The sequence below is a fragment of the Aeromonas sp. 600479 genome (assembly GCF_049175515.1).
Taxonomy (GTDB): domain Bacteria; phylum Pseudomonadota; class Gammaproteobacteria; order Enterobacterales; family Aeromonadaceae; genus Aeromonas; species Aeromonas veronii_A.
In genome coordinates, this window is record NZ_JAAKVF010000001.1 from 572,979 (window position 1) to 587,114 (window position 14,136).

General features: G+C 55.1%; 13 protein-coding genes and 1 pseudogene. 2 read left to right on the forward strand and 12 right to left on the reverse strand.

The window, feature by feature from the left end:
- Positions 1-17: 17 nt before the first annotated feature.
- The 12 genes and pseudogenes from G5149_RS02465 to G5149_RS02520 form a co-directional block, all read right to left on the reverse strand.
- Positions 18-1,205, reverse strand: coding sequence for a glycosyltransferase family 2 protein (locus G5149_RS02465; RefSeq protein ID WP_421211416.1), 1,188 nt, complete (start codon positions 1,203-1,205; stop codon positions 18-20).
- A gap of 7 nt (positions 1,206-1,212) precedes the next feature.
- Complete coding sequence (locus G5149_RS02470; protein WP_005346638.1) at positions 1,213-2,328, reverse strand: class I SAM-dependent methyltransferase; 1,116 nt, start codon at positions 2,326-2,328, stop codon at positions 1,213-1,215.
- 40 nt (positions 2,329-2,368) lie between these two features.
- Complete coding sequence (locus tag G5149_RS02475) at positions 2,369-3,592, reverse strand: hypothetical protein (protein WP_421211418.1); 1,224 nt, start codon at positions 3,590-3,592, stop codon at positions 2,369-2,371.
- A gap of 71 nt (positions 3,593-3,663) precedes the next feature.
- The gene (locus tag G5149_RS02480; protein WP_421211466.1) at positions 3,664-4,599 is read right to left on the reverse strand and encodes a glycosyltransferase family 2 protein; all 936 of its coding nucleotides are present in this window, start codon (positions 4,597-4,599) and stop codon (positions 3,664-3,666) included.
- Positions 4,600-4,638: 39 nt separating this feature from the next.
- Positions 4,639-5,736: pseudogene (gene glf / locus G5149_RS02485) on the reverse strand (UDP-galactopyranose mutase); the annotation flags it as partial.
- Positions 5,737-5,780: 44 nt separating this feature from the next.
- Positions 5,781-6,752, reverse strand: a complete 972-nt coding sequence (locus G5149_RS02490) for a glycosyltransferase family 2 protein (protein ID WP_254204464.1) — start codon at positions 6,750-6,752, stop codon at positions 5,781-5,783.
- A 169-nt stretch (positions 6,753-6,921) separates the two neighbouring features.
- Positions 6,922-8,127, reverse strand: a complete 1,206-nt coding sequence (locus G5149_RS02495) for an acyl-CoA reductase (RefSeq protein WP_337073749.1) — start codon at positions 8,125-8,127, stop codon at positions 6,922-6,924.
- Positions 8,106-9,161, reverse strand: a complete 1,056-nt coding sequence (locus tag G5149_RS02500; RefSeq protein ID WP_236768424.1) for an acyl-protein synthetase — start codon at positions 9,159-9,161, stop codon at positions 8,106-8,108. The genes G5149_RS02495 and G5149_RS02500 overlap by 22 nt, the downstream gene beginning before the upstream one ends.
- Positions 9,158-10,516 carry an AMP-binding protein gene (locus tag G5149_RS02505; RefSeq protein WP_337073750.1) on the reverse strand — a complete coding sequence of 453 codons (1,359 nt, stop codon included), beginning with the start codon at positions 10,514-10,516 and terminating at the stop codon, positions 9,158-9,160. The genes G5149_RS02500 and G5149_RS02505 overlap by 4 nt, the downstream gene beginning before the upstream one ends.
- Positions 10,513-11,262 (reverse strand): SDR family NAD(P)-dependent oxidoreductase, encoded by a 750-nt coding sequence (locus G5149_RS02510; protein WP_337073751.1) that lies wholly within the window; start codon positions 11,260-11,262, stop codon positions 10,513-10,515. Before G5149_RS02510 ends, G5149_RS02505 begins: the two co-directional genes overlap by 4 nt.
- A complete protein-coding gene (locus G5149_RS02515; protein WP_005346661.1) occupies positions 11,262-11,495 on the reverse strand; it encodes an acyl carrier protein in 234 nt (77 codons plus the stop codon). The genes G5149_RS02510 and G5149_RS02515 overlap by 1 nt, the downstream gene beginning before the upstream one ends.
- Positions 11,492-12,028: a GNAT family N-acetyltransferase gene (locus G5149_RS02520; RefSeq protein ID WP_336885333.1), complete on the reverse strand. Its 537-nt coding sequence runs from the start codon at positions 12,026-12,028 to the stop codon at positions 11,492-11,494. Before G5149_RS02520 ends, G5149_RS02515 begins: the two co-directional genes overlap by 4 nt.
- Before the next feature lie 163 nt (positions 12,029-12,191).
- Between G5149_RS02520 and pseF the strand changes: the two genes are divergently transcribed.
- A complete protein-coding gene (pseF, locus tag G5149_RS02525; RefSeq protein WP_236768428.1) occupies positions 12,192-12,887 on the forward strand; it encodes a pseudaminic acid cytidylyltransferase in 696 nt (231 codons plus the stop codon).
- A complete protein-coding gene (gene pseG, locus G5149_RS02530) occupies positions 12,877-14,133 on the forward strand; it encodes a UDP-2,4-diacetamido-2,4,6-trideoxy-beta-L-altropyranose hydrolase (RefSeq protein ID WP_421211421.1) in 1,257 nt (418 codons plus the stop codon). The genes pseF and pseG overlap by 11 nt, the downstream gene beginning before the upstream one ends.
- Positions 14,134-14,136 lie beyond the last annotated feature (3 nt).

Genomic DNA, 14,136 nt, shown 5'->3' on the forward strand with positions numbered 1-14,136 from the left:
AGTGACAATAAAATTCATCAAAAAGCAACAACAGGTATATTTTCTGCATATACCTTTATATCACCACTCATGCTTTCATGATGTTTATCAGTCATAGTTACCACGCAATCTAAACTTTCCCATAATACTGGAGCGAGATCTTTCACGGAAAATACACACCAACCATAAAAAGACTCTCCATGCTTATTTTTATCAATCAGTCTTTGAATTGATAAATACGAAGCATAGTTTTTGATAAAAAAACATGTGTAATCATTGCATCCCATTAACGCAATATTCTTTTTGTTGTGCCAGCGACACCACAAAACCAACCGTATACAGCGCCAATGTAGATGCAGCTGTTTTATTTTCCAGTTTCCGATCAAAATTGGGTAAAACAGCATAGCCAGCCATTCATAGCGATTAAATGCTTGAACATTAGCTGTCATTTTTTTAGGTAACAAGATATGGGCCGCATACCCGGCCTGAGCTTGCCATGAAAAATAGTGTTGGTTCTCACGTAGAAAGGCCAACGAGTATGCGTAGTCAAGAGAACGGGACACCATGCCAGTCGCTGCGTCAGCGACATGACGCAGCGTCAACACCTGATCGATAAACAAGAAGCGATCCGTTTCTGCGCCAAGCCGCAATGCAAAATCCCAGTCCTGATGCCCTCGCAACTTGTCATTGAAACGTACCCTCTGCGCGAGTTCACGCTTGACGATGAGACAGCTCGATTGAATACCCCCGACACGATTAGTACAGAACGAGTATTCAGCAACGCTCTCATCGGTGCGGCGGGCCTCCCGAGGAAAGGGTGCACTACGCTCACCATGGCTCACGTTCTGATACGGATGATGAATCACCTGCCAATGTGGCTCAATCGCTAATATCTGGTCGATGCGCTCCAGTTTCTCCGGTAACCACTCATCATCCGAATCCAAAAAACATAGATACTCGCCTCGAGCAACCTCGATGCCACGATTACGCGCATAAGCGCCATTTCGGTTAGGCTGGTAGCAGATCAGCGAAAAGCGAGAATCAGATAAAGTGGTCACTAAAGCTTGTATTCGCTCACCAAACTCGGGAGTTGAACCATCATCGATTATGATGACCTCAAAGTTTCCGAATTTTTGCCGAGAAAGTGAATCCAGCGCCCGCTGTAACGGCTCATCCCGGTTATAGACCGGAATAATAATACTAAACCGCACAAATGCTGCGCTCATCCCGACCTCACACCTTTTCCGCGATAACGATCATGAAACAGCCATCGCTGCCAGGAACAATCTCTGGATTCTGGAGGTTTTGCTGCTTGCTGACTTGCTGGAGGCGGAAACCACAGCGCGTCAGCATCGACTCCAATTCGGCATAGGTATAGTGCTTCACGTGATAGGGAAATTGTGCGGCACTAAAAGGCATGACACTCTCGTTCGGCGTCGACATCACTAGCTTGCCCCCAGCACGTAGCCATTCATGAAACTGACCCAGTAGGGCTTCATCAAACGTCACATGCTCAATGGTTTCAAAACAGACAACCGCGTCAAAGGAAGCTGAATCCAGCTGCAGAGTTCTAGCATCGGCACACAGATGAGTAATCTTCGGCGAACTATAGTGTTTTCGCGCATAAGCAAGCGCTTCGGGTTCAATATCGACGGAGGTGACCTGACAATTAAGCTGGTTAGCCAGCAGTTGGCTGCCGTAGCCGATCCCGCATGCCAAATCGAGCACTCGTTGTGGCATAGCTGCGCGTAGGCACTCTGCCGCGAACCGATAACGATTCAGGTGGTCCTGGCGGATATTACGCAAATCCGGTGCCACTTGTCGCTCACCACGCACCATCGACTGCCGAGCCGAAGCCTGTAATAGGTGGGTATCATCAGTCACGATGTTGATGTCAACCAACCCCTGGCGGGCAAGCAAAAAAGCCAGTCGTTTACTGTTATAACCAGACTTGTTGCAGCCCGAATAATGCGTCGAATAGCCCGGTAGCATGGGATTACCATCGTGCTGGGGGCCAAAGAGCCCGGCGAAGCTCTGACGAGCGACTGAGGTCACATCGCGTAAAGTCCCTTCATCCCACTCAGCCTGTAGCCATTGGCCCACGACATAATCCAGATCGGGGACCGTAACCTGTAAGTGACCATTAACTGCAAGTTTATCGACTAGACGTGTTAACAGTGTATCTGCTTCCATACTGGTCAAAAATTGCAAATCCAGTACTTGGATCAACTCAAATTCGCTATCCAACTGATGTGCAATTTCAGGGATCGGACAACTCACCTCGGACTGTCCCTCGACCCGCAGAGTGACCTGCCCACAGGTTGCACGGGTTACCACCAGCGTTCTCATTTTATACATCCTTTAACTGTCCGATATTGAATAAACATCGTTATATTTCAATTCCAAACTGCTGCATGTAAGGCCCTATTTTTCGTACTAAATCGCTCCCATCAACCCGGAACTGGTTTTGAACCATTTGCAGCATCACCTCTTGCTCATCGGGACACTCGCTTAACAATGAACGACCGTAAAAGTGCACAGGAATTCCAACCAGACGAGCCTCAAACAGAGTGCTGGAGTTGATACCGCAAATAAACTTGCTCGATAGCGCCAGCGTCATGAAATCGCCACTAACAATTTCACGGCCATGAAAATCATATGTGTCTCCCAGAGGATCCAACGGGTGGGGCTTAAAGAGCAGTCGTTCGTTTCCGTAATCGCGGATCACATCGTTAATAAACTGCTGCATTTTGTCTCCATAGTTGGAATAGAGACGCACATTGGTGTCGGTAGCAATCTGTAAAGGCACAAGAACGGCATCCCCAGGAACCCATAGGCGCCCGCCCAGAAGCCGTTCCCTCACTCTCACCAACTCCTGCTCAGCGTCATCTTTCTGGCATGGCATTAGCCCCATGCATCGCCCCAGGTTGACGCCTTGTCTATCGAGATAAACATGCTCCCTTTGCGGGAAAAAACCCAGTTCGGCATAGAGATATTGCTTCCCCATATCCTGAAGATACTGTTTTACGCTGTCATAGTAGGCCGGTGTACCATTCCAGATGATGGCGCCAAGTAGGCGTGAAGGGGGAATAGCCATAATCGCATGCGCATCATAAGAGCGGACTACTCTGCACAAAATCTGCCGCTGATGTAGCCAAATCATAAGACTAGCCAACTGCTGAACATGGTGATCCAACATGCAGACAAGTAACAACACCGGCCAACTCTCTGTATCGGCCAACGAATCGGCCAAAGGATCAAGTAAGGGTGGCAGGATCTCTTCTGGCTCAAGAGCCACCAGCCTATGGCAGCCATGTTGCCGCAATTTGGCCATCACCTCCTGCTCATAGTCATAGGGAGAAGAACCAATGATGATGCTCAGATCATGCTGGCTCGCCTGCGTCATATCGATCACCGGAAGACCGAACTTTTCCGAACAATCGCTCGTCATGGTATCGATCAGTGCAACAGGCAGTGGACGCTGCATCTCTTGTAACCGTTGCAGGATCAGTTGACTGTAATTTCCCATACCAGCCAACAGGTACCCTGATGAAGGCAGCTCAGCAATAGATAATGAGCAGACCCCTTGCCGACCGACGATCTCAAATCTCACGGCAACCCCCAACCATAGCTATCTCTGATCCTGGGGGAATGTTTTTAACGACCATGTCCATCTTCCCTTCATTACGCAGACATCGGTGGAAGCCAGCAAATATCGAACTCTGCGTGATAGCGCTTATAAATATCTAGGCGGGCTCGGTTCTTTTGACATAGTTGATGCCAGCGCTCGGCCAATACACCATACTCATCTGGCAGCGCACTATGCTTGAGTACCGCAATATGGTTCAGCCAATTGGCCAAGCGATATAGCTGCGAATCCGACAAGTTAGTCGGTTGATCCACCAGCCATTCATGAGCCTCCATATCTTGCTCAGCAGCTGAAACACCTAGCGAATCCAGATACTTGCTGACAATACGCCGGTAAAGCTCTCGTTGTCTGACTTTGCGCAATATGGACGATTGGGCGCCATGAATACGATACAGCACCAACACCTCACGCAAGTTGGCGAAACGAACTTCGGGCTTGCTGATAGCCATTCTGGTCCACAACTCGGTATCTTCAACATCCGTATATTCGGGGTCATATCGAAAACGCTTGTAAACATCAGCACGCACCAGAATCGCGTTGTGTCCAACTCCATTACTAAATAGCAGAATCGCATTTTTGATAAAGTTATCATAAGGTCGGTAATGCCATACCTCATCACGGGCACCGAACAGTTTGAGCCAACACCCCACCAGATCTATATGCGGATGTTCGTGTAAAAATGCCATCTGTTTCTCTATCCGCTCTGGTAACGAAATATCATCCCCATCCATCCTGGCTATAAATTCTCCCCGAGCTAGCAATAGCGCTTCGTTCAGACAATTGGCTATTCCCTGCTGCCGCCGGTGATAATGAAGGATGCGACTGTCCTTTGCTGCCATCCTGCCAATGACGGTTCCAGTTTCATCAGTTGATCCGTCATCAAATATTATTATTTCCAGATTCTTATAGGTCTGCCTCAATATGCTATCTAGCGCATCTTCGATATAGTTAGCACAGTTATGAACAGACATAATGACCGAAACCAAGGGTTTACTTGGTATTTTCTCAATATTTTTACCAAAAATATTTAATGCATTACTCACCGCATCATCCATATCGAAATAGCGATACTCGGCAAGGCGGCCCAAAGCAAGCAGTTGTGGGAACCGTGCCAATTCATCGCGGCAAGCCTGATAGTTCTGTTTGGCTGCGTCGGTAAACAACGGGTAGTAAGGCTCCAGCCCCTGCTCTGGCTGATAGTCACAGGGATATTCGTACACTATGCTGGTACCGGGATGCACCTGCCCACTGAAATGCTTGAACTCGGTGATCCGGGTAAAGGCTTCTTCATTCGGATAATTGACGGTGGTGACAGGTTGAAATTGCTCTTGCGCCAGATGGCGATGTTCAAAACGCAGTGAGCGGTATGGCAAGCAATCCCCTTCCGCCGGCATCAACTGATCCAGCATACCGGTATAGATCAGTGGACCATCGAATAGTGCACCATCCAACCACACCAACTTCTGCAGCCAATCCAGCCTGACGTGCTCTGCCATTGGGGTCGACAGTCGCACGTCAATCAGCGGATGCGCGAGCATGCGCTCAAACATGGCGGTATAACCTGCGGCCGGCACTGCCTGCCAGGGGTCGGTGAAGTAGCGATCATCCCGGCTGACCACCACAGGTACCCGCGCCGTCACCTCGGGGGAGATCTGCTCGGGGGGGATTCCCCACTGTTTGCTGGTGTAGTTGACGAAGGCTTTCTGATAGATGAAATCCGCCAGTTCACCCAGCAGGGGATGCTGCTCTTTGCGCAGCTCCAGAATCGGCACTCTGGCGCCATCCCCGAACCGGGTACGCAGGGCCTCAATCATGGCGCCGGCCTTGTCTGCGGGGAAACAGCACTCGATGCTGGTCAGGTTGAACGGGATAGGCACCAGTTGCCCGTCGATACGTGACAGCACACGATGCTCGTAAGGCAACCATTCGGTAAACTGCGACAGGTAATCCCACACTTCCTTGCTGTCGGTATGGAAGAGGTGCGGCCCATAGCGATGGATCAGCACACCATGCTTATCATACTCGTCGAAACAGTTGCCCCCGATGTGGTCGCGCTGTTCCAGCACCAGCACCTTCCAGCCAAGCTGGCTGGCCATTCGTTCAGCCATGACGGCGCCCGAAAGCCCGGCGCCGATGACAATCGCCTGATAGCTCACGCTCTATCTCCAAACAGTTGCTGCATGACACGCGCGGGATGGGACCGCTCTGCCCATGCCAACTGATGTCGTTCATCGAAGAACCAACCGGGGGCTAGCCTGGCCACAGCATCGACAGACAGCTCGATAAGCTGCGTGAAGCGGGCGACATCATCCTGCCGCAAAAAGTAGAGCGCGGCAGAGTAGTAGTGATGGGCACGCCCCTGAGCAATGATCACGGGATCAGCACCGAATGCCGCCGCATTGTCACAGGCACGCAGCAGATCGCGCAGCGACTGTTCACGACGCTCAGCCGACTTGCGGGTTTGCCCGCCAAAACTCTGGGTATGGAAGCGATAGCGGCCCAATAATTCGGGGATAAAATCCAGCGTCCCCGGATTGTGGGAGAGGTTCAAGATGTGCCAGGGATAATCGAGGATGATCTTGCACCCCTCATCGATGGCATCAGCCATGCCGTCATAACGACGGAACATGATGGAGCTGGCATTGACGAAGACCCCGAAGCGGATCAACGCCTCCCGCGTCATCACGGGTTCGAGGTAACGGGCGTTGTAGTAATCGCGGGTGAAGAGCTTGATCCGAGCATCGGTCTCATCATCAAACATCTCCGCCTCGTGATAGCAAAGTGTGCAGCCGGGGTGTGCGTCCAGATAGTCGGCCTGACGCTGCAGCTTGCCCGGCAGAGCCAGATCATCCCCGTCGACATAGGCGATATATTCACCGTCCGCCTCTCTCAACAAGCGTTTCTGGGTTTTAGCCAACCCCATATTTTGCGCGTTCTGTAGTGCCCGTAGCCGAGGCCACAGTGACGCCAACCGCTGCATAATGGACCAGGAGTCATCGCTCGAGCCGTCATCAATGGCGATCACCTCGAATTCGAAATCCGTTTTTTGTTCCAGCAGGCTAAGCAGGCAAGGTTCAATGAAGCGCCCGAGGTTGTATACCGGCACCAGTACGCTGATTTTCATAAGGAAACCCAGGATTTGAGTAAAAAAGAAGCAAAACAAAGAAAATGGACAAGGCTACCGCACGGTCTCTGTCAACCTTTCCTGCCCTTCATCACAATAATTACTGCAAGAGCTGTGCCTGACCAAGCTAATTGATTGATATAACTTGATTTATGTGACCTGGAATCCACTATTCAATGCGGGCAAGCTGACGGCTGCAGGCCACCAGCATGTCGATGCCGTCCCAGAGCCATTCGAATGCCAGCGCTTGTCCCGGACTTGCCACCCTATCGATACGACAACCTGGCGATACCAGGAGCGCATGCTCAAGCTGCGTTTTATCCGGGCCAACCCAGACACAGGTCTGCATATCCCAAGGTTGTAACAGCAACTCATCAAGGGTATCGGCAACAAATTCGGCAACTGTACCTCCTCCGATGTGTGCAAGCCGCAAAGAGGCGGTGGGAGTCAATAAGGTGACGCCAGAAAAGGTCTCCAGCTTCATCTGGCCATCATGGGCGGCATTTTGTTGACTATTGATAAGGCGTTCCATCATCAGGGAGGGATTATCTGCAAATGGAGCGAAGATCCCTTCAAGCAGACAACGGCGCAACGCACTGGTGGGAGTGCCCAGCCAGCAAATGGTGGTGGGTGAGGCGCAGGCTTGTTGATTGAAACGGGTAAAGTCTTGTTGCAAAGCCGCGACCACTTGCCGCCACGCAGCAGCATCAAGGCTGGCGAGCCATTGACTATCCAGCACCGCCATGGAACGACGATCCGGAAACACAATTTCCTGAGCGCGAGGTGAAAGCGGAATAGCCCGTACCCGGCCGATGGTTTCATCACCGCCCCAAATGATGCGAAGGCGGCACCGGGCCGACAGCCAAGCGGTGACGCGCTCGTCATGGTCATAGCGGATGAAACGGGTACGGGAGGCAATCTCTTGCCACTCAGACAGAGAGAAAAGCTCGTTCAGGATGGTCAACATGGCCTCTTGCACCGGATCGATACGCGATGAGAGACGTACCACGGACCCATTGCCCATCAGCAGCGCCATGATCCAGGAGTAGAATGCAACGGTCGGCACGTTGGAGGGGACCAGATGAAAAACCATCCCCAAGGGTGCACGCCCTGCCATGCGTTTGTGCTGTACCTCAATCTGGCGCGGCCGCAACCAAAAGCCAAAGGCGACCAGATCCGGGTTCTCTCGCCCCTCCTTCAGCAGACGTGCAGAGAGCGCAGCCACAAAATCGCAGATGACGGGCGCAAAGCTTGGCAGCGGGCGAGTGACAAAACCTTGCCAGCCGCTGACGGGAGCCGCGAAAGCAACCTCTGGCCCCGCTTGCCACACGGCATCTTCTACATCTGACCGGCTCACTGGAAAGTGTCGCTGCATCCCCTCACCTCTGCGCCTTGCTGACGTCCTGATACCTGAAAATAACGGCCACGACGGCCGCAGGGGCAATCATCCTCCCCCAGCAGCACACCAAGATCCTCGCTGAGCAAACTGTGGCCGGGATAACTTTGGGGAATGGCGGAGATCACCTGCAACAAGCCTGGCTGGCCGACCACGAGTGGTCGATGAGTCAGCGGATCCCGCACCAGCAGATCGGCAAAAAGGGGGGCGTGCAGATGGCCCTGCTCACACTCGACAAACACCGACCCCACCTGCTCCACCATGCCGTAGAAGTTATGCACCCGCTTCAGCCCCAGCTGTTCATGGCAGCGCTGCTTGAAGGCAGGATTATCCACCGCGAGGTGTTGCAGCTTCTTCCAGCCACCGCTGTGAAAAAGCGTGCCCTGCGTCAGCTGCAATTGCAGACCGCGCTCACGCAGCGGTTCCAGCAAACATTGCCATACCATGAAGGTAAAGCCGAACAACAGGACCGGCTGGCCCGCATATTTGTCACAAAACGCCTCGATGACCGGCCAGTTGGGCCGCATCTGCTCATCGAGAGCATAGGTATGGTCACGGCCAAGGAAGGAGAGGCCCAGCGCACCGGCTCCGCGGGCTGAAAAGCCGCTGCGGTTTTGAATCAGGGCAGGCTGCTCCACCAGCAGCATGGGCAACCGTTGCTTGCCGACAAACTCTTGCAGGATCTTCACCAGCACCTTGCTCTGTAACGCGGCGGTATCCCGATCCAGCACAATGCGTGACGGCGTTCCGGTAGTGCCAGAGGAGGTGAGCACCTTGAACACGTCTTCTTGCGGCACACTCTGCCATTGGTCCAATTTGAACAAGCGGGCGGCCAGATAGGGAAGCTCTTGATAAGTCGAAGCCTGCCCCCAACCAAACGCCGACAGAATATTGGCAAAAGCTGGACACCCCTGCGCATGGCGCTGCGTCAATTCATTCAGGCGAGCAAGGAGCAGCCCACTTTTTTCCTGTTGGGGCAGCCCGAAAACCGGCGCATCAAACAGCCTGTTCATAGCTGCTCCAGTTGTGTTAACAGGGCAGGATAATCAATCTTCATATTGCTGCGTCGTGGCAAATGATGCCGATAAATGCGAACGCTTGATGGCGGCACCATCAGCCAGCGGGCCAGCTCCAGCTGTAGTGCATCACTGGGGCACGCGTCTGCCTCGATGGCTACCAGCAGGCGATCATCGCGGCCGGTCGCAGCGCAGGAATAGCCCCTCCCCTGCAACCAGGCTTCCACTTCAGCCAAGCTCACCCGTTTGCCAAACAGCTTCAGGAAACGGTTGAGCCGTCCGGTCAAATAGAATCGGCCCGCCTCATCACAACGAGCCAGATCGCCAGTAAAGAGCGCATCCATATCACGTCCCCGAGCCAGATCTTCAGTGCGCTCGGCATAGCCCAGCATCACGTTTGGCCCTTGGTAGACTAACTCCCCTTCCCCGTCGGGAAAGCAGGGCTCATGACGCAGAGAGAGACGCCCGCCCGGTACGGCACGGCCGATGGCATCCGGGGCAATCATCACTTCATCGTGCGCCAGCCAGGCGATGCGTGGTGCCGCTTCGGTCTGGCCATACATCACGAAAAAACGGCGTCCCAGCGCAGCTGCCTGTTCGGCAAATTGCTTTGCCAGTGCTGGCTCAAGTCGTCCTCCCGCCTGGGTCAGTGTCATCAGGCTGGGATAGCGGGCCCAGTCAAAACGCAAGCGGTTTAGCATCTGAAAGGTAAAGGGTACCCCTGCCACGCTGGTGACCTGATGGCGATTGACCTCATCCCAGAAGTGGCGCTCAAGGGGACTGGCAGTACATGAAACCAGCGAGGCGCCAGCCAAAAGATGGCTGTTGAGCACCGACATACCGAAGGAGTAAAAAAGTGGCAACGAGGTGATGGCGCGCTCACGCCCGTTCAGCGCCAAGTATTCGGCGATGGCCGCGGCATTGGCATCAAGATTGGTTCGCGACAATCTCACCCATTTGCAGGACCCCGTGCTGCCCGACGTGGGCAGCAGCATGGCCAGCTCAGGGTGAAGTGAAGGCGCATCGCCAAGATGCGCAACTGCCCCATCCTCTAATACCCGCAGACTGACACCAAAGCGCTGGCACTGCTCATGGTGCAACCGGGCATCCTGTGCAGGATCGGCCAGCATGATGGCGTGGCCATCACGCAGGGCCAGCAAGTAGTGCAGCAGATGCATGGTAGACGTCACAAATGGCAGGTAGACCAAATGGCGGCCAGCAGGATAGATGGTGGCCAACTGCGCCACACGCCGAGCCAGCTCACCATAACTGAGCCACCCCTCTTGCGGGTCTCGCCAGGCGGGCTCGCTGTTACCCTCAACCAGATGGGCCAGCAAATCAGGCCGGTTCAAATCACCATCCCCCCATCGACCCCAATCACCTGCCCGGTCACATAGCTCGACAAGTCGGACGCGAGAAACAGGGCCACTTTGGCCACTTCATCTGGCGTGCCAATCCGTCCCATGGCGATGCTGGCCACCCGCTCGGCAAACTTCTCTTGCGGGATAGCATGCGCCATATCGGTATCGATAAACCCGGGGGCAATGGCATTGACCCGGATCTGGCTGGCGGCCAGCTCCTTGGCCAGTGACTGGGTAATACCGATCACCGCCGCCTTGCTGCCGGCATAGCAGCTTAGCCCGGCGGCCCCCACCTGCCCCATCAGGGAGGCGAGATTGATGATGCTGCCACCACCACTGCGCCGCATCAGGCGGGCGGCATACTGGCTGCAGTAGATCACGCTAAAGGTATTGTTGCTGAATGTCTTTTGCAGATGGGTCTGGTTAGCCATCCCCAATAACGCCTCTTCCAGCATGCCGGCATTGTTGACCAGCACATCCAGCGATCGGCTCTGGGTAAAAAGTTGTTGAAAGGCCTGCTTGACCGCCGACGGGTCAGCCACATCAAAACAGAGAGGCTGGCAGGGCACGCCAAACTCGGTACCAATCGTGGTCGCCAGCTGGCTCATCGTCACCTCATCACGGCCTCCCAGCCACAGTTCAGCCCCCTGAGAGGCAAACTGACGGGCGATGGCAAGACCGATGCCACGCCCGGCACCGGTGATCAACACCCGCTTGCCCTGCAACAGCCCCTGCATCAGAAAGCGACCCCGTACTTGACCAGGATCTCGCGTGCCTTGGCGACTGAACTCATGTCGATAATGTCATCGGTGTCGAGCAACACGCCGTAGTTATCCTCCAACTGGGCAATCAGCCCCATGTGGGCGACAGAATCCCACTGCGGGATGCTGTTGTAGGCCAACCCATCGCTGACGCTGCCGATATCAATACCCAGCGCCTCGGCAAAAACCTGTTCCAATGCGATTGTCATCTGAAAAATCTCCGTAGCCGCTCACGGGCTGCATAGTAATTCGCCGGCAGCAGTTCCAATGCAAAAAATCCGTTCTCTTGTCCTATCTGGCTATAACCCAGTTGTTCATTCAAGCGTAGGGCAGAGCGATTGTTCTCCCGAACCAGAGTGCGAATACAACCGATATGCAACTCATCAAAACCCTGATCAAGCTGGGATAGGGCAGCAGCAATGGCCAACATGGGATGCCGCACGGTTGAGTTGCCCAGATAGAGCCCCGCATCGGCGATCGCCTGACCCTGCAGCTCGCCCTGAGACTCACCTTTCAGATTGACGTAACCCGCTCGCACGCCCTTGCACCAGAGCACCCAGTGCTGCTGATCCCGCCGCTCACGGGTGGCGGCAAACCATTGGCGCTGTTGCCGCGGTGAAATACGCGTCTGGGATACCATCTGCATTCGCACCTCATCCTGATTGCGCCAACGCCGCAAAGCAGGAAGATCCCACAGCGCTATCGGGCGTAGCTCAACGCCATAACTCATCTTCAACGCCATCCAGTTCCATGACCCGTCTCTCTTATCGACCACACTGCTGCCATTCCGTAGCAAAAATCGATAATACAAGCAGAAAAACCAGTATAATATCAAAAATAATCAAAGAGTTGTCATCGATTATCCTGGCTTTGGCCAGTCATTAATCCAGCAGAGAGAGCCCATCATGGCCATCGCCATTATCCCGGCCCGGGGTGGCAGCAAACGCATTCCACGCAAGAATATCCGCCCCTTTTGTGGCCAGCCCATGCTCGCCTATTCCATCCTGGCGGCGCAACAATCAGGCTGTTTCAACAAGGTGGTGGTCTCCACCGATGATGAGGAGATTGCCGAAGTTGCTCGTCAACTGGGCGCGGAAGTGCCATTTCTTCGGCCTGCAAGCCTCGCCGATGATCACACAGGTACCACCCCTGTGGTGATCGACACCATCCAGCGGCTCGACCAGCTCGGCAGCCAGGCAAAGCACTACTGCTGCATCTATGCCACGGTCCCGCTTATTCAAGCCGATGACTTGAAGGCCGCCCATCAGCGACTGAGCGCAAGTAATGCTCCCTTTGTCTATACCGTGGCCGAGTTTGGCTTCCCTATCCAGCGCGCCGTGCGCATGGATGAGCAGGGCCGGGTCACCCCCTTCTGGCCGGAGCAGATGGCGAAACGCTCTCAGGATCTGGAGCCCGCCTATCAGGATGCCGGCCAGTTCTATTGGGGGACGCGGGACGCCTGGTTGGGTGGTATAAGCCCGGTGGGGGGAGAAGGGATTGGCCATATTCTGCCAAGACACAGGGTAGTCGACATCGACACGCCGGAAGATTGGCACCTGGCCGAACTGCTCTATCAAGTGCTGGCCCAAGATGACGTTTAGGGTTGCCTTCCGGCTCGACGCCGGCGCCGAGATCGGGCTGGGCCACCTGATGCGTTGCCTGGCCATCGCCGATCGGCTGCACGCCGCCGGGGCCGAGTGCCACTTCCTCTGCCACGATCTGCCGGCGCACCTGCTGTCGTTGCTGCGGCCCCATCACCATCATCCCCTGAGCGCGCTGGACGCCGCCGGCCCGTTGCCTGGCTTGCAGCCCGATTGGCTGGTGTTTGATCACTACCAGATTGACCAGCGGCTCGAAACCCAGCTGGCCGCCCACTGCCGCCGCGTGCTGGTGATCGATGATCTGGCCGACCGACCGCACCACTGCCAGCTACTGCTGGATCAGGGCCCCTTGCGCCGCACCGCCGATTACCAGCCGCTCACCCCAGCCGATTGCCGGCTGCTGCTGGGCACCGACTATGCCCTGCTGCGCCCCGCCTATCGCCGGCTGGCGCGGCCACACGCCAGTCAGTGGCAACGGGGCCTTGTCTGCTTTGGCGGCGCCGATCCCGCCGGCGCCTGCCTCGTCACCCTCAACAGCCTGGCCAAGCTGCCCTGGGCCCGCACCATTAGCTGGACCCTGGTGGCGGGTGGCGCCAACCCCTTCTGGCCCGAGCTGGAACAGATAGTGACCGAGCTGGCCGACCTCGATTTGTTGCTGCTGCGCCAGAGCGACCAGATGGCCGACCTGATGAGCCGGCACGACTTCGCCATCGGCGCCGCCGGCGGCATGACCTGGGAGCGGGCCTGTCTCGGCCTGCCGACCCTGGCGGTGCCCATCGTCGACAACCAACAGTTTAACGATGAGGTGATCGCCCGCTTTCAGCTGGCAGAGCGGCTGACCCTGAGCGAACTGGCCGAGCCTGAGCGGCTGATGCAGGCCCTGCAACGACTTGAATTGCAAGCAGATAACTATCGCTGCCGCGGCCAGCAACAGGTGGATGGGCTGGGGCTGGATCGGCTCACAGCCTGGCTGCTACCACAATCCGATTATCAACTGTTGCCAGATGGCCAACAGTGGCAACTACGCCATGATGACCAACTGCTGCTCACCCTGACTCTGGACGGTCAGCATCTGACATGGCAGGCCGCCCGGCCACTTCAACCAGCGGAGTGGCAAGAGCTGGCACATCGCTTGCAAACAATTTTCTCCCAATTTCCCCTCTATCTTGCCGAGCCACCGCAGATAGCGCCCCCTGCCCCCTGGCAGCCGGCGCCGCAAGGCTGGCAACTTGGCACAGGAATCTGAACA

Bases quoted from the DNA above. Each gene is read 5' to 3' on its own strand.
- G5149_RS02470 (WP_005346638.1), bottom strand. From the start codon at position 2,328: ATGAGAACGCTGGTGGTAACCCGTGCAACCTGTGGGCAGGTCACTCTG.
- G5149_RS02490 (WP_254204464.1), bottom strand. From the start codon at position 6,752: ATGAAAATCAGCGTACTGGTGCCGGTATACAACCTCGGGCGCTTCATT.
- G5149_RS02480 (WP_421211466.1), bottom strand. From the start codon at position 4,599: ATGTCTGTTCATAACTGTGCTAACTATATCGAAGATGCGCTAGATAGC.
- G5149_RS02500 (WP_236768424.1), bottom strand. From the start codon at position 9,161: ATGAACAGGCTGTTTGATGCGCCGGTTTTCGGGCTGCCCCAACAGGAA.
- pseG (WP_421211421.1), top strand. From the start codon at position 12,877: ATGACGTTTAGGGTTGCCTTCCGGCTCGACGCCGGCGCCGAGATCGGG.
- G5149_RS02515 (WP_005346661.1), bottom strand. From the start codon at position 11,495: ATGACAATCGCATTGGAACAGGTTTTTGCCGAGGCGCTGGGTATTGAT.
- pseF (WP_236768428.1), top strand. From the start codon at position 12,192: ATGGCCATCGCCATTATCCCGGCCCGGGGTGGCAGCAAACGCATTCCA.
- G5149_RS02520 (WP_336885333.1), bottom strand. From the start codon at position 12,028: ATGGCGTTGAAGATGAGTTATGGCGTTGAGCTACGCCCGATAGCGCTG.
- G5149_RS02495 (WP_337073749.1), bottom strand. From the start codon at position 8,127: ATGCAGCGACACTTTCCAGTGAGCCGGTCAGATGTAGAAGATGCCGTG.
- G5149_RS02465 (WP_421211416.1), bottom strand. From the start codon at position 1,205: ATGAGCGCAGCATTTGTGCGGTTTAGTATTATTATTCCGGTCTATAAC.
- G5149_RS02510 (WP_337073751.1), bottom strand. From the start codon at position 11,262: ATGCAGGGGCTGTTGCAGGGCAAGCGGGTGTTGATCACCGGTGCCGGG.